Annotated in this window: 18 protein-coding genes; 7 read left to right on the top strand and 11 right to left on the bottom strand. The window is 67.7% G+C overall.

The genetic code is table 11. The features are described from left to right. Window positions 1-25 precede the first annotated feature (25 nt). On the bottom strand, window positions 26-685 hold the full coding sequence (locus tag ABIC53_RS14010; RefSeq protein ID WP_323986717.1) for a YoaK family protein: 660 nt from the start codon (window positions 683-685) through the stop codon (window positions 26-28). Between ABIC53_RS14010 and ABIC53_RS14005 the strand changes: the two genes are divergently transcribed. From ABIC53_RS14005 to ABIC53_RS13985, 5 genes are read left to right on the top strand one after another with little or no spacing between them, the layout of a single operon-like run. Next, entirely contained in the window at window positions 684-1118 is a 435-nt protein-coding gene (locus tag ABIC53_RS14005) for a hypothetical protein (RefSeq protein WP_323986718.1), read from the top strand. The genes ABIC53_RS14010 and ABIC53_RS14005 overlap by 2 nt on opposite strands. After that, window positions 1115-2377 (top strand): hypothetical protein, encoded by a 1263-nt coding sequence (locus ABIC53_RS14000; protein WP_282501615.1) that lies wholly within the window; start codon window positions 1115-1117, stop codon window positions 2375-2377. Before ABIC53_RS14005 ends, ABIC53_RS14000 begins: the two co-directional genes overlap by 4 nt. 34 nt (window positions 2378-2411) lie before the next feature. After that, window positions 2412-3023, top strand: a complete 612-nt coding sequence (locus tag ABIC53_RS13995) for a hypothetical protein (RefSeq protein ID WP_274179293.1) — start codon at window positions 2412-2414, stop codon at window positions 3021-3023. Then, window positions 3016-3564: a hypothetical protein gene (locus ABIC53_RS13990; protein ID WP_274179294.1), complete on the top strand. Its 549-nt coding sequence runs from the start codon at window positions 3016-3018 to the stop codon at window positions 3562-3564. Before ABIC53_RS13995 ends, ABIC53_RS13990 begins: the two co-directional genes overlap by 8 nt. Next, entirely contained in the window at window positions 3557-4414 is an 858-nt protein-coding gene (locus ABIC53_RS13985; protein WP_282501616.1) for a hypothetical protein, read from the top strand. The genes ABIC53_RS13990 and ABIC53_RS13985 overlap by 8 nt, the downstream gene beginning before the upstream one ends. Before the next feature lie 20 nt (window positions 4415-4434). Here ABIC53_RS13985 and ABIC53_RS13980 read toward each other — a convergent pair whose 3' ends face one another. Continuing rightward, the gene (locus ABIC53_RS13980) at window positions 4435-5463 is read right to left on the bottom strand and encodes a S41 family peptidase (protein WP_282501617.1); all 1029 of its coding nucleotides are present in this window, start codon (window positions 5461-5463) and stop codon (window positions 4435-4437) included. Between the two features lie 257 nt (window positions 5464-5720). On the opposite strand from ABIC53_RS13980, the gene ABIC53_RS13975 reads away from it, so the two are divergent. Both ABIC53_RS13975 and ABIC53_RS13970 read left to right on the top strand, forming a co-directional pair. Beyond that, window positions 5721-6563, top strand: a complete 843-nt coding sequence (locus tag ABIC53_RS13975) for a helix-turn-helix transcriptional regulator (RefSeq protein ID WP_282501619.1) — start codon at window positions 5721-5723, stop codon at window positions 6561-6563. 94 nt (window positions 6564-6657) lie between these two features. Next, entirely contained in the window at window positions 6658-7584 is a 927-nt protein-coding gene (locus tag ABIC53_RS13970) for an SDR family oxidoreductase (RefSeq protein WP_274179298.1), read from the top strand. Window positions 7585-7627: 43 nt separating this feature from the next. Here the strand turns inward: ABIC53_RS13970 and ABIC53_RS13965 are convergent, their stop codons facing one another. The 9 genes from ABIC53_RS13965 to ABIC53_RS13925 all read right to left on the bottom strand — a co-directional run bounded on the left by ABIC53_RS13965 (window position 7628) and on the right by ABIC53_RS13925 (window position 13220). Next, window positions 7628-8152, bottom strand: coding sequence for a hypothetical protein (locus ABIC53_RS13965; RefSeq protein ID WP_274179299.1), 525 nt, complete (start codon window positions 8150-8152; stop codon window positions 7628-7630). After that, the gene (locus ABIC53_RS13960; protein ID WP_282501622.1) at window positions 8149-8613 is read right to left on the bottom strand and encodes a hypothetical protein; all 465 of its coding nucleotides are present in this window, start codon (window positions 8611-8613) and stop codon (window positions 8149-8151) included. The genes ABIC53_RS13965 and ABIC53_RS13960 overlap by 4 nt, the downstream gene beginning before the upstream one ends. A 29-nt stretch (window positions 8614-8642) precedes the next feature. Beyond that, complete coding sequence (locus tag ABIC53_RS13955) at window positions 8643-9056, bottom strand: hypothetical protein (RefSeq protein ID WP_282501624.1); 414 nt, start codon at window positions 9054-9056, stop codon at window positions 8643-8645. Between the two features lie 62 nt (window positions 9057-9118). Further along, complete coding sequence (locus tag ABIC53_RS13950) at window positions 9119-9463, bottom strand: hypothetical protein (protein ID WP_282501625.1); 345 nt, start codon at window positions 9461-9463, stop codon at window positions 9119-9121. A 176-nt stretch (window positions 9464-9639) separates the two neighbouring features. After that, window positions 9640-10119, bottom strand: a complete 480-nt coding sequence (locus ABIC53_RS13945) for a hypothetical protein (protein ID WP_274179303.1) — start codon at window positions 10117-10119, stop codon at window positions 9640-9642. A 122-nt stretch (window positions 10120-10241) separates the two neighbouring features. Next, window positions 10242-10706, bottom strand: a complete 465-nt coding sequence (locus ABIC53_RS13940) for a hypothetical protein (RefSeq protein WP_282501627.1) — start codon at window positions 10704-10706, stop codon at window positions 10242-10244. Between the two features lie 38 nt (window positions 10707-10744). Then, complete coding sequence (locus ABIC53_RS13935; protein WP_274179305.1) at window positions 10745-11125, bottom strand: DUF2267 domain-containing protein; 381 nt, start codon at window positions 11123-11125, stop codon at window positions 10745-10747. A gap of 77 nt (window positions 11126-11202) precedes the next feature. After that, window positions 11203-12951 (bottom strand): WXG100 family type VII secretion target, encoded by a 1749-nt coding sequence (locus tag ABIC53_RS13930; RefSeq protein ID WP_447660256.1) that lies wholly within the window; start codon window positions 12949-12951, stop codon window positions 11203-11205. Then, complete coding sequence (locus tag ABIC53_RS13925) at window positions 12951-13220, bottom strand: hypothetical protein (protein ID WP_282501629.1); 270 nt, start codon at window positions 13218-13220, stop codon at window positions 12951-12953. The genes ABIC53_RS13930 and ABIC53_RS13925 overlap by 1 nt, the downstream gene beginning before the upstream one ends. Window positions 13221-13466 lie beyond the last annotated feature (246 nt).

The following is a 13466-nucleotide window of genomic DNA, read 5'->3' as shown; positions in this document are numbered from 1 at the left end:
GGCTGGTGCCCGAGCGGGCGAAGCATTATGGGGTCCGCGCCCGACCGCGCCGCATCCGGAACACGGCCGCAACCGCCGTGAGCACGCCGGCAGCACCCGTGGCGATCCACAGCGCGCTCGACGCGAGAAGCGACGAGGCGAGGCCTCCCGCCACCGCCCCCGCGGCGACGGCCGCCCACATGAGCAGGTGACGGGACCAGCCCCAGCGGTCCCCGCCGCGCAGCGCCCGCACGACGCCCTGGCCGACCTTGACCAGCGCTCCAGTCATGTAGGTGACCCCGAACGCGACATCCTGTCGTTGCGCCAGCACGGTGTTGGCCGCCCCCATCCCGAACGCCAGCAGCGACCCGGCGACGGCGGGCGCGGTCGTGGGAGCCAGCGCGGCCGCGAGCGCCGCGGAGGCGGTGATGACGCCGAGGATGTGCACGGTGCGGTCGGATGCCGGCGAGGTGAGCGCGGTGCCCGCCATGACGCCCATGACGAACGCGGTGATGAGCGCAGCCGCGAGGCCCGCGGCCGACCAATCGACGTGCGCGAGGTCGACCGCCAGGCGGGTGGTGTTGCCGGTCATGAACGAGACGAAGTAGCCGCCCAGCAGGATGAAGCCGCAGCCGTCGAGGTACCCCGCGAGCGAGGCGAGAGCGACCGCGACGGCGAGACGACGCGCGCTGAGCTGACGGACCATGCCATCAGTCTCCTCCCCGCGCGGCATCGCCGGAGTCATGGGGAGAACTCCCCATGGCACCGAAGCCACGACCACGCATACGCTAGGCGGCGCGCAGGACGATGTTCACGGACAACAGGGGGACGACATGGCAGGCGACGGGGTAGAGATTCCGCTTGCATCGATGGAAGAGCTCAGCACGGCACTCGCGCTGATCATCGCCGAGTACGCGGACGCCGGGTCCGAGACGAACCTTCTCGAACAGGCGATCGACCGGCCGCGGGGGGACGGCACGCTCGCCGCAGCGGCCAGCGCCTTCGAGTCCGAATGGAACGACAAGCGGGAGACGCAGCGTCGTCACCTGGAAGAGATGAAGAAGCGAATCGACGACAGCCGCGAGGCATGGGCTGAGGTCGACCTCGAGCTCGCGGCGTCCCTGGAATCGAGCGAATGATGAGCCACGACGACTACCGCTACCAGTCCGAATCGATGCCGGCGACTCCCGGAGGCCGCCGACTCGAGAAAATCGCAGGCGCCCCGGGAAGCATCAAGACACGCGGCGAAGCGATCCAGGAGCTCGGCGACAAGATGGCGTCGGCCGCTCGCACGCTCGAGCTGTTCGCAGACGGAACCGTCGGCCGCGGCGACTCGTTCACCTCGATCCGCGATCAGGCGAAAGAGGTGCACGCAGATCTCTCCACGGCGGCGTCCCGCTACCGTCCCAGCGGGCAAGCGCTGGTCTGGTACGCCGGCGCCCTCGAGGAGGTGCAGTCCAGCACCGACACGCTGGTCGACAACGCCGCCGCGGCATGGGCGGAGGTCAACGCCGCCTCGCGGTCGCTGGAGAGCGCCGAAGGCGAGGTTCGCGACTACGAACGCGACGAGCGCAACGACGTCGAGCAACTCGGTCCGCGCCCGTCCACGGCAGGCGAGCAGGCTGCCTTCGACAACGCGCTCGATACTTTCGAGAGCTACTGGTCGCGTTACGACGCACCCGTCGAGTCGTGGGAAGCGGCGTATGACCGCGCCGTCGATCGTCTGGAGCGCGTGAACGAGGACGGCGTCTCCGACGGGTTCTGGGACAACGCCATGCCATTCATCGAGGGGATGCTGTTCGTCCTGGCGATCGTCGGCGTCATCCTCTTCGTCGTCGCACTGGTCGTCACGGGACCGTTGGCGGCGATCGCGGCAGCAGCGGCGGCCATCATCGGCGTGATCTCGCTCCTCGGCGAGCTTGCGCGGCTGCACACCGGGCGCGGCTCGTGGGGTGAAGTGGGGCTCGCGATCTTCGGGGTCCTCCCGTTCGGGAAGCTCGCGAAAGTGACGACCCTGTTCGATGCGGCCGGAGACGTCTCTCGGTTCACCCGGACGATGCGCCTCACGTTCTCGGAGTTCATCGATGCCCGCGCCGGCTTCGCACAGATCGACGACCTCCTGTTTCGCACCCGTTTGCCGGATGCATTCGCAAACCACGGCATGAACACCCGCAACATGTTCCGGCTGTTTCTCGGTCCGAAGGCGGCGTGGCAGACCATCGAGTGGACCGGCAACTGGGGTAACAGCCTCCGCAATCTCGGGGGTTTCGCGCCGGGGACGATGCCGTCGACCCTTGCCGAGGGCTTCTGGGGCTCGATGCAGGCTATCCAGCAATTCGCTGGCCTCGGACAGAATGCCAAGTCGGTGCTGGCGGGCCCGGCCCCGCAGGCTCGATAGGCTCGACCGCGTACCTCCGCCAGAAAGGTCATAGATGTCGCTCCGAGCCGAACTTGTCGGCGCGTCGCCACAGGTTCCGGGCTTCGCATTGGTGCTCCCGGGCGGGTGGGGCTCATTCGCGCCCAGTGGGGAAGAGCTGCGCGAGCGGGCCACGCGCTCACTGCGGGCCCTCCCGGGGGCGCAGCGAGCCGTGCTGGCGCCGCAGCTCGAGGAGCTGTTCGAGACCATGACGTCGTCTGCGGCCAAGGGGAACGTCATCCGCGTGTTCGCGCAGGTCGACGTCACTCCCGATGACTATCTGCCGCTATCGATCACCGCGTCACGGATGGACGCGCCGCTCGGCCGGTCCATCATGGAGGTCGGCGCACAGCTGATCGCAGCTCGCGGGGCCGCCCCGCTCGGAGACATCGCCGGAATCCTGCATTGGCGTAGTAACGAGAACGTGACGGTGACGAACGGTCAGATATCCACGACCGCCCTGAATTACCTGCTACCCGTCCCCGACCAGCCGGCGCACGGTCTGCTCCTGCGTGCGGAGATGCTGGCGGCGGCAGATTCAGCTGCAGTCGACGAGGAGGGGATCTCCGCTATGACGGCCTTGAGTCATGCGATCGTCTCGACCGTGCGTTGGGAACGACGTGCCTGAGCTGTCGCTGTCGGCCGACAGCAGGATCTGGTCGGCTGTACCTGATCGCGAGCATGCTCTGCCATGGCTCAACGATCTGTGCGAGGGGCGCGACGAGTCGGTCATCCGCGACATCCTCACGGCGGCCGAGCTGGCCGTCCTCACTCGCGAGGCTGCCCAGTCCGGCTCCGTCCTGCTGCTGTGCGAACCCGATGCCGGCCTCTACGCCGCGCTCACCCTGCTGGTCCCGGGACTGCCCGCCGTCACGCACGAGTCCGACGCGGTTCGAATCGCTCTGGCCGCCACCCCCTCGGCGTGGGAGCCCGTGGCGGTTCCCTTCGAGCTCCATGGGATGCCTGCCTGGCGGTTGACGATTGTCATCGACGATGGACCCAACGAGGGCGCACCACGCGTCATCCAGACCGTCCGGGCGATGTACATCTTCGCGCTCGGCGGGAGGCTCGCCGTCGCGCAGATGTCGCCCCTCCCGCCTGCTGCATCGGCTCTCGCGATGCCATTGGCCGAAGAGCTGCTCGCGAGCATCGAGGTGGCAGATGCCTGAATCTCGTCCCGATTCGTCTCCCAACGGCCTGGCCGGCCTGGACTTCGGCGCACGGCCCCACCAGCGCCTCACTCGGGCGGACGTCGACGCCGCGGTTCTGCGCTCGGCGGGCCTGGGCGACCTGGTCGACCGGCTCTGGCACGAGGGTGCCGCGGCCAGCAACGCCGCACGGCGCAGCGTCACAGCACATCTTCGTGAGCGCTTCGGCGCACGTGACCCGCACAGCGGAGTGATCCTGCGCGTCGTGTTCGTCTTGCTGCTGCTCTCGGTGCTGCCGATCGGCATGCTCAACGGCATCCGCCTCGGAATCGAGAACACGGTGGTTCCCGGCGGGATCGTCAGCGTCGTCGTGGGGATCGGGGCTCTGGCGGCCGTGGCGGCTGCCGGTGGCCGACCGCTCGGGCGACCGGTCGCTCTGCAGAGCACGTTGCTCGCAGTCCTCGTGATCGCCGCCGCGGCCGTGGCCTGGGTGGTAACCGACGGGGGCATCCGGATGCTCTATCTTCTGGGCGCTGTGATCGCAGCGATCGCAGCGATCGTCGTCCGGCTCATGAGGGCACGCGGTGGCTCGATGACCACAGACATCGACAACGGGGTCGAGTTGGCGCACTTGGACGTGGCAGCCGAGATCGCCGTCGAGCGCGATCGGATGACGGCCGAGCTGATGCGCGATCTCGACGGGCGCACGGATGTGGCCGAGTTGGTCAGGCGGCGCAGCGCCGCGATCGACGAACTCCGCTCACGCGGCGGAGCGATGGAGGCTGACGAGCCGGACACTCCTCCCGGCGGGTTCATCATCCACGAGCAGACGATGCTGTGGCTTCCGGTGAGCCAGCGCCAGCGCCAGTAAGCGTCAGCGAAAGGCGCGGATCATCCACCGCATCCTTGCTCGCGAAGCCACGCGCGCGCTTCGTCTTCTGACGCGGATGCCGTCGCCGGCTGGTCCGGGTCGATGCTCTGCTCGTCGTGGTTGCGACCGGTCCGGTCGACGTAAGCACTCTCCGTGAGCACGAGCGTGGCCCCGTCGTAGAGCGTCGTGCTCGCATTCGCCGACGTGTAGCCTGCGCTGGGCGTGCCGAACGTGCGGACACCGTCGACTCCGCGGAAGGATGCGAGCACGGACTCGCCGCTCGATGCCGTTCTGTCGTCCTGCAGCACCGCGACGGGCACTCCGGTCGCCTTCGCTCGGTCGCCGACGTCCACGAAGACGTTCTCGCCCAGTGCCACCCCGTTCGGCCGCACCGTCACGACGGCGTCACTGCCGTGCCGGTCGCGGAACGACAGCGCCGGCCCGTCAGGAAGCAGCGCCGTCACCCCCGAGAGCATCGGATACATGTTGCCGCCGACGTTGCCGCGAAGGTCCACGAGCCAACCGCACGTGCCCGCCGCAGCCCGGTCGATCCCGTCTGCGACGGTGATCGCGTACGCGTCCTGGTCGTCCGCATCCGTGGAGAGCATCTCCGGCAGCACGACCGTGGTGATGCCGCCCTCGGAACTCACCGTCGGCGCCGGCACGGACGCGGTCGCCTCGGCGGATCGCTCCTCGCCCGAGGGGATGAAGCGCGAGTGCGGCCCGCCGGCGACCGCGACCGCCTCCCCGAGAGCGGGATACAGCTCGGCGTACGTTGAAGCATGCGCCGCGGCCTCGAGGAGCGCGGCGCGAACCGGCGGCCACTCGGCGCTGTCGGTGTGATACCCACGGTCGAGGCGCTCGACGGCGATCTCCGCGTACTTCTGCACCGACGGAGGAACCAGGTAGACGCCGAACCGGGGGCCGTAGACGTCGAGTGCGAAGACGCCGACGACTGTCACCGCCGCGAGCGCACCCACCGCGACGGTCGCGCCGACCAGACGCCGCCGACGACGGCGGCTCTTCCGCTCCGGACCTGCTGCTGTCATGTTTCTCGACCGTGGCACTCACCGATCGTCTCGATCTCGCAGCCTCGGCACATCGCCACTGCGATGTAGCCGCGCCAGCGGATGTCATTCCCGAGGAGGAGATCCGCGATCAGTCGGTGACGGCGAGCACCACCTGAGCGAAGGCGTACGCAGCACCGCCGACGGGCGGCGAGGGGTGGAGCAGCAGGTCCTGGCTGCGAGGCCCCCCGACCGGTAGAACAGAGGCCGCACCGCGTGACCGGGAAGGCGAACGACACATGATCGATCGAGACACGCTCGCCGCATTCCTGAGGATGCGGCGAGAGGCGCTGCAGCCCTCGGATGTCGGGCTGCAGCGGGGCGAGCGCCGCCGGACTCCGGGGCTGCGCCGCGAGGAGGTCGCCGCCCTCTGCAACATGTCGACGGACTACTACGCCCGTCTCGAGCGCGGCAACGGGCCCCGCCCGTCGGAGCAGATGCTCGCCGCGATCGCACAGGGGCTGCATCTGACGCTCGGCGAGCGCGACCACCTCTTCCGACTTGCCGGACACGCGCCGCCCCCTCGCGGGCCCGCGAGCGATCACGTCAGCCCGGGTCTGCTGCGCATCCTCGATCGGCTGCACGACACTCCGGCGGAGATCGTGACAGAGCTCGGCGAGACCCTGCGCCAGACGCCGCTGAGCATCGCTCTCGTCGGCGATGCGACCCGGCACACGGGAGATGCCCGCAGCCTCGGCTACCGCTGGTTCACCGACCCGTCGGCGCGAGAGTCGTACGACGCGGCGGAGTATCAGGTCCTCTCCCGGGTGTACGCGGGAGGTCTGCGCGAGATCGTGGCACGGCGCGGCCCGTCGTCGCGCGCGGCCGCGCTGGCGGCGTCGCTCAGAGAACGCAGCGCGGAGTTCCGCTCTCTCTGGGATGCCCAGCAGGTCGGCATCGCTCCGCCCGAGGTCAAGCGGTTCCGGCATCCGGAGGTCGGCGCGCTCGAGCTGCAGTGTCAGACCCTCCTCGACCCCGATCAGTCGCACCGCCTGCTCGTCTACACCGCGGCGCCCGGGAGCGAGAGTCACGACAAGCTGCAGCTGCTGGCCGTCATCGGCGCCGGCGCAGGGGCGACCTGACGATCAGTGGATGAGCCGGCTCTGGATGCCGCCGCGCGCCGCGATCAGCATGGGACGAGCGGACCGCCCGGTCCGCGCGAACGATGGAGGAACCATGACCCGCGGCACCGCTCCCCTCTCCGACCTGCATGGACGGTTCGCCGTCGTCACCGGCGCGACCGACGGCATCGGCCGGGTGATCGCGACACGGCTGGCGGCCGCCGGAGCGACCGTCGTCCTGCCGGCACGGTCCCCCGCCAAAGCCGAGGCAGCCCTCGACGGCATCCGCCGTGCCGTGCCGGGCGCCGAGGTCACGACGCGTCCGCTCGATCTCGCCTCGCTCGACTCGGTCGCCGCGTTCACGCGCGACCTCGTGGCGGCGGGCCGACCCGTCGATCTGCTCGTCAACAACGCCGGTGTGATGCACCCCGGCTCACGGCGACCCACCGCGGAAGGCTTCGAGCTGCAATGGGGCGTGAACCACCTCGGCCACGTGGCGCTCACCCTCGGACTGCTGCCATTGCTGCGCGCCGGCGGAGCGCGCGTGACGCACCAGACGAGCGTCGCGGCCCGCTCGGGCGGGCTGAACTGGGACGACCTCGACTGGCGGCGCGGCTACGACGACATGGCCGCGTACCGGCAGTCGAAGATCGCCGTCGCCCTCTTCGCCCGCGAGCTCGACGCGCGCAGCCGCGCCGGCGGATGGGGCGTGTCGAGCAACATCGCACACCCCGGCGTCAGCCCGACGAATCTGCTCGCGGCGCAGCCCGGGATGGGCCGGGCGAAGGCGTCTCCGGGCCGGGCGCTGATCGTCGCGCTCTCGCGCGTGGGGCTCGCCGGCACCGTGCCGGGCGCGGCGGAGCCCGCGCTGGTCGCGGCAGCCGGCCCCGATTCCCGCGGCGACGAGTTCTACGGCCCACGTCGCGTCATCGCGGGTGCACCGCGTCGCCAGGAGTTCTGGGCGCCGTTCCGCGACCTCACCGACGGACCGCGTCTGTGGGATGCCTCGCTCGAGATGATCGGCGAGCGGTTCGCGATCTGAGCGGGACGGGCGCGGGGTGGCCATGGGCGACGGGCGGTCTCGGCTACTCCGCCGGCGGTTCCCCTTCACCGCACGCAGAGACGCCCAGCAGGGAGACGACCGTGCGGCCGTCCAGATCGATCACCTGGACATCGAGGATCATGCCGCTGGAGTGCTTCAATGCGATGGCAGGCACCGATACCTCGACCGTCTCGAACTCGCGGAACCCGTCACCCAGACGATCCGGGAGCGCTTCGATGAAGGCCGATCCGTTGAACCCCGCTTCGGGGGCAACGGTCCAGCGCGTCGAGTAGTAGAAGGAGTTTTCGGCGCACTCCAGGTAGGGCGAGTTGGACGGCAGGACCTCCGGGACCCCGCCGGGAACCTCATCCGCGACGCGCTGCATCATCGCGTCCGTATCAGCACGCACCTCATCGATCGTCGGCCGACCTGTCATGACACAACCAGTGATCGTCGTCGCTGCCAACGCGAGTATCGCTGAAAGCGCGACGCCTTTCGCGCGCCTCGAGGGCGGCATCTCGGAAGCGGCGTTTGCGCCGTACGGTGGTCTTTCCAGGGTGGGGATCATCTCGCCGGAGGCTGTCCTACCCCGCAGGGAGTCAGACCGAGCAGGTCGACAACGAGGCCTCCATCGACGTCGAGAACTATCACGTCGAGCAGGGCACCGCTGACGTGATCCAGAGCGACGGCGGGCGACGTGATGTCCACCGTCTCAGCGACCACGAAGTCCTCGCCTAAGCGACTAAGAAGAGCCTCCACGAACGCCTCCCCGTCAAACCCGGGGCCCGGCGTGACCCCCCAATGAAGAGTGGCCCAGTACGTGTCGTCGCCGCACGCAACGTAAGACGGGTCAGGGGTGGCGACCTCCACAACCCCACCCGGAACCTCGTCCGCGATCTGCTGCATGACAGCCTCGGTCTCAGCCCGCACGTCTTCGAGCGTCGGTCGCTCCGCCACTGCACACCCCGACAGGGCCACGGCTGCCAGCGCGCCGATGAGGGCGGCCGACGAGGTGCGCGTGGCTGTCATAAGAAAATCCGTTCGCAGGTGACACCCCATCACACTCCCTCAGGATCGCCATCACCGCATGGCGCGAGACCGAGAAGATCCACGACAATGTCTCCTTCAACTCCCAGTACCTTGACGTCGAGGACAGCCCCGCTGGCGTGATCAAAGGCCACGGCTGGGGACCTGATGTCCACCGTCTCGGCGACCACGAAATCAGAGCCAAGGCGGCCGGGCAGCGCATCAACGAATGCTTCGCCGTCGAAACCAGGCTGTGGAGTGACCGCCCAACGGTTGATGGAGTAATACCCGCCGCCATCGCAAGCCAGGTAAGCCGAGTCGGGAGTTCGCACCTCGACGACACCTCCGGGGATCTCGTCCGCGATTCGTTGCATCGCTGCCTCAGTATCCGCTCGCGCCTGTTCGAGCGTCGGTCTTCCTGCCATCGCGCACCCCACCATCGTCATGCCCGCCAGCGTCAGAACTGCAGTGACCGACACTGCACGGGACCGCCTCATCGATTCGCTGCTCATTCGGTCGGCGGCTCGCCATCGCCGCATGGCGTGAGTCCAAGAAGGTCGACAACAACACCGCCGTCCGACTCGAGAACCACGACGTCGAGGACCGCGCCGCTGACGTGGTTGAGGGCCACGGCCGGGGACTTGATGTCCACCACCTCGGCAACAACGAAGCCATCACCCAATCGCGCGGGCAACGCGTCGACGAACGCTTCACCGTCGAACTCGGGCCCTGGCGTGACAACCCAATGGTTGATCGAGTAATACCCGCCACCGTCGCAGGCCAGGTAAGCCGAATCAGGGGTACGAACCTCGACAACACCATCGGGAACCTCGTCCGCAATCTGCTGCAACACGGCCTGAGTCTTAGCCTTCGCCCGCTCGAGCGTCGGTCGTCCTGCCATCGCACACCCCGCCATCGTCGTCGCCGCCAACGTGAGGAGTGCCGAAAGCGCGACGCCTCTCGCCCGCCTCCAGTGAGGCATCGCGGAAGCGGCGTCTGCGCCGCCCGGTCGTGTCGCAAAGGTCGAGATCATCTCGCCGGAGGCTCCCCCACCCCACAGGGAGTCAGACCGAGCAGATCGACGACAATGCCTCCGTCGACCTCGAGAACTTTCACGTCGAGCAGGGCGCCGCTGGCGTGATCGAGAGCGACAGCAGGTGATGTGATGTCCACGGTCTCAGCGACCACGAAGTCTTTGCCGACGCGACCGGGGAGGGCATCGACAAACGCCTCCCCGTCAAACTCAGGCCCCGGCGTCACGCCCCAACGAAGAGTGGCGTAGTACGTCTCGTCGCCGCATGCGAGGTGGGTCGGGTCAGGGGTGGCGACCTCCACAACGCCGCCCGGGACCTCGTCCGCGATCTGCTGCATGACAACCTCGGTTTCAGCCTTCGCCTGCTCGAGCGTCAGTTGATCCGCCATCGCGCACCCCACCATCGTCATAGCGGCCAGCACCAGAACAACAATGGCCGAGAAGACGCGTCTAGGTGAGGTCGCGCGAAGGCTCATCGGCGGCATCCCCTCACACCCCCCATCGTTATGCCGGTCAATACCCACTGGGTCATCTGTCGGTCGGAGCCATGCGAGGCATTGCGTCCCACCTGGACAACCGCCGCGACAGGCGGTTTCGGCTACTCCGCCGGCGGTTTCCCTTCACCACACGCAGAGACGCCCAGCAGGGAGACGACCGTGCGGCCATCCAGATCGATCACTTGGACGTCGAGGAGCATACCGCTGGAGTGCTTCAATGCGATGGCGGGCACCGATACCTCGACCGTCTCGAACTTGCGGAACCCGTCGCCCAGACGAGCCGGGAGCGCTTCGATAAAGGCCGGACCGTTGAACCCTTCTTCGGGGGCAACTGTCCAGCGCGTTGAGTAGTAGAAAGAGCTCTCGGCGCACTTCCAATAGGGCGAGTCGGACGGCCGAACCTCCGGAACCCCGCCGGGAACCTCATCCGCGACGCGCTGCATCATCGCGTCCGTATCAGCACGCACCTCATCGATCGTCGGCCCACTTGCCATCACGCACCCCGTCATCGTCGTTGCAGCCAAAATGAGGATCGCCGTGGCCGCGACATTCTTGAGCCCTCTCAACGCCCCGCCGCTTCCGCGAGGACCGGGAAGCCCGCGGTTCACCCCGGCAGCTCACCTCTTGCACATGGAGCGATCGCGTAGACGTCAACGACCTCGGCCCCATCGACGCCGGCGACGATGACATCCAGGATGATCCCGCTCGCATGGTTCAGAGCGACCGCCGGGAACGAAATGTCGACGACCTTCTCGTCGACGACGAAATCTTCGCCCAGACGGTCGGGGAGGTCGCGAACGAAATCCGCACCATCGAAGGGCCGGTCTGGCGTCACCCCCCACCGGGCGCTGTAGATGTATGCGCCTTCTCCGCAGGCCAGGTAGGGCGATTCTGCGGAGAAATCCTCGATAGTGCCGCCTGGAACTTCATCAGCGATCGTTTGCATCACCGTCTCGGTCATTGCGCGTGCCTCGTCGAGTGTCATCTGCTCTCCTGATGTACAGCCCGTTATGAGCAGCGCTGTCAGGATCCCGAGGGCAACTCCGACGGCCCGACGGCGGCTCATCGTGTTAGCTCGTACAAGATTCGGTTGACCTCACGGCGCGTGCGCGGATTGAGCTGCGCGTCTGTTGACAATAGCCAGTTATGTTGTTCGATGGGATCCCCCGCGGTTATCCCGGAATCGAGCTCAGTGATGCCATTCTCATGCGATGGGGCGATGGCATACCCCAGCGGGCCGACTTGCACGCCGTCGAGATAACGGTTGACGTCATGGGGGCCTTGAATGGCGTAGTACTCAGTGCCGTCGCGGGCTTCCCAACCCTCCAGCATCCCGATCCCACCTAGCAGCACGCGTGCCTGAAAATCGGCGCCCGCAGATTCCGCCGCACCGCCGATGGCGGTCCCGAAGGAGTGCTCTAGCGACATCAACGGCGTGTCGCCCACGACGACGTCGAGCTCGTTCTCGAAAGCTGCGTACCGACTGCCGAGAGGAAGCGCCCAGAAGTTCACCTGTGGTCCCTGCGTGACAATTGTCTCGGGCGCGAGGTGGGGGAAGAATCCCTGCTTCAGAACGAATCCGGCGACATCAACCCCGATGGGCCCCTCGTCAACAACCAGCTCGGTGAGCGCGGTGATCCCTTCCTCACCAGTGGAGGAGTAGAAGCTCTCCATCGTCGTGTTGGTCCCGGGCATGAAACTCATGATGACATCCGCTTTCCCGACGTCACCGAACATCTCGATGATCTGCTGCCGGTCCCGGTCGTAGTGGTAGAGCGACACGTCTCCTGCCACCACGCGCTCGAGGTAGGCGATCTCGGAGTCAAGAGCGGCAAGGCGATCAACGTACTGCTGCTCGTTGAACTGGTGGATGATCTGCCTCAACAACCACGGGTCGGCCAGCCTGGAGAGAGGGCTAAGGATCGGCGGCCCCTCACCGGTGAGCAGGGTTCGCTCCCGCAGGAGGCCCTCCAGATTCGCCGCGGCCACGAGACGATTCGCCGCTTCGCGAACGACAGCCGGGATGCCACCGAGGGTTCCGATCAACTCGGGGATACCGTTCACCAGCAGGGTCCGGGTTCCGTCGACGAGCGCGCCCCACCAGGTCGCGACCTCCGCCGGAGGGACACTGCGGATCAGGTCGAGGACTTCCGGGTGCACGGCGACGAGCGCCCGAAGGTCCGCCTCCGACAGCGACGCGACCAGCGTCAGCAGCCCGCCGCGTGGGATAGCCGCAGCACCCCCGCGAGCGAACACTCCCAGCGCGCCTCGAACGTCTCGGGATGACAGCGCGGACATCAGCGCGTCGTCGGCCGCGGCACGCCTCTCGCACAGCGCATCCCATTCCGCCTCCACGGCGTCGAGAGCATCCCGGGCGTCGCCGAGCTCGATCTCCAACGCACGAGCGCGAGCAACAGGCTCGGGAAACGAGACGTAATTGTTCGACGACTCCGCCCGCGCAACCCGCAGCTGGCCACGGAGCTCCTCGCGCTCATCCGCGACAACAGCGCGGCGCCGGGCGAGCGAGTCCTGCTCGTCCTTGATCGCGCGAACCACCTCCGCATATCCCCTCAGCGCACCGGCCGCGGCGCTCATGCCCGTCGCCAGCACCAGCAGATCGGGCTCCACCGCCGCCACCTGGCGCTGGAAAGCATCGTGAGCTTCGCCCGACCACGAACCGGATGCCGCCTCCGCTGCGGAACGAACGCTCGTCTGCGACGAACGGATGCTCTCTGCCCGCTCTCCCCAGTCGTCGGCCATGGCAGCCATCGCGGAAGGGTCGCCGGCGCCAGGGTCATTCCGGTCGACCATCAGTACGCCATGACTCCGTCGAGCTGAGTGAACTCGTTCGCCGATGCCTCCGGGCGCCGACCAACGGTCACCAACGTCTCGCTCGCGACCGCCGCGCGAATGCTGTGCTCGGTAGCGACATCCTGCAGAACAGACGCGACCTCGTTCGACCCGATCACGCTCTCGCTGACGTATCCGAGCTCGCCGGAGTTCCTCACAGCGCGGCCCGCCGCACCGATCGTGGTTGCCGACGAGCGAAGCGTGTCGAAATGCACGGAAACGTCGGTCATGCCACCCTCCTCAAGGCATGGCCAGCCTATGAGCGCAGTCGAAGAAGCGAATCGCCCAAACGGATGAGAATTCCTCGGCCAAGGCTCGCCAGCGCGAACGCAGAAGCCCCGGTCGCAGCTGGTGCTGCGGGTGTACCTGACCCTAGCCGGATCGGTTCAGCCTCCCGCAGGCGGCTCGTCGCGAGTTTGGCGTCGGTGCAGGGAGGAAAGGATGACGAAGAGAACCGCCCCTCCACCGACGCCGCC

The sequence above is a fragment of the Microbacterium sp. 1262 genome (genome assembly GCF_040544895.1).
GTDB classification, from domain to species: domain Bacteria; phylum Actinomycetota; class Actinomycetes; order Actinomycetales; family Microbacteriaceae; genus Microbacterium; species Microbacterium plantarum.
This window is presented reverse-complemented; position numbering and strand designations above follow the sequence as displayed.

Excerpts from the sequence above, each read along its gene's own strand:
- ABIC53_RS14005 (WP_323986718.1), top strand. The coding sequence starts at position 684 with ATGCCATCAGTCTCCTCCCCGCGCGGCATCGCCGGAGTCATGGGGAGA.
- ABIC53_RS14010 (WP_323986717.1), bottom strand. The coding sequence starts at position 685 with ATGGTCCGTCAGCTCAGCGCGCGTCGTCTCGCCGTCGCGGTCGCTCTC.
- ABIC53_RS14000 (WP_282501615.1), top strand. The coding sequence starts at position 1,115 with ATGATGAGCCACGACGACTACCGCTACCAGTCCGAATCGATGCCGGCG.
- ABIC53_RS13995 (WP_274179293.1), top strand. The coding sequence starts at position 2,412 with ATGTCGCTCCGAGCCGAACTTGTCGGCGCGTCGCCACAGGTTCCGGGC.
- ABIC53_RS13985 (WP_282501616.1), top strand. The coding sequence starts at position 3,557 with ATGCCTGAATCTCGTCCCGATTCGTCTCCCAACGGCCTGGCCGGCCTG.
- ABIC53_RS13980 (WP_282501617.1), bottom strand. The coding sequence starts at position 5,463 with ATGACAGCAGCAGGTCCGGAGCGGAAGAGCCGCCGTCGTCGGCGGCGT.
- ABIC53_RS13975 (WP_282501619.1), top strand. The coding sequence starts at position 5,721 with ATGATCGATCGAGACACGCTCGCCGCATTCCTGAGGATGCGGCGAGAG.
- ABIC53_RS13970 (WP_274179298.1), top strand. The coding sequence starts at position 6,658 with ATGACCCGCGGCACCGCTCCCCTCTCCGACCTGCATGGACGGTTCGCC.
- ABIC53_RS13965 (WP_274179299.1), bottom strand. The coding sequence starts at position 8,152 with ATGATCCCCACCCTGGAAAGACCACCGTACGGCGCAAACGCCGCTTCC.
- ABIC53_RS13960 (WP_282501622.1), bottom strand. The coding sequence starts at position 8,613 with ATGACAGCCACGCGCACCTCGTCGGCCGCCCTCATCGGCGCGCTGGCA.
- ABIC53_RS13955 (WP_282501624.1), bottom strand. The coding sequence starts at position 9,056 with ATGACGATGGTGGGGTGCGCGATGGCAGGAAGACCGACGCTCGAACAG.
- ABIC53_RS13945 (WP_274179303.1), bottom strand. The coding sequence starts at position 10,119 with ATGAGCCTTCGCGCGACCTCACCTAGACGCGTCTTCTCGGCCATTGTT.
- ABIC53_RS13935 (WP_274179305.1), bottom strand. The coding sequence starts at position 11,125 with ATGACACTCGACGAGGCACGCGCAATGACCGAGACGGTGATGCAAACG.
- ABIC53_RS13930 (WP_447660256.1), bottom strand. The coding sequence starts at position 12,951 with ATGGTCGACCGGAATGACCCTGGCGCCGGCGACCCTTCCGCGATGGCT.
- ABIC53_RS13925 (WP_282501629.1), bottom strand. The coding sequence starts at position 13,220 with ATGACCGACGTTTCCGTGCATTTCGACACGCTTCGCTCGTCGGCAACC.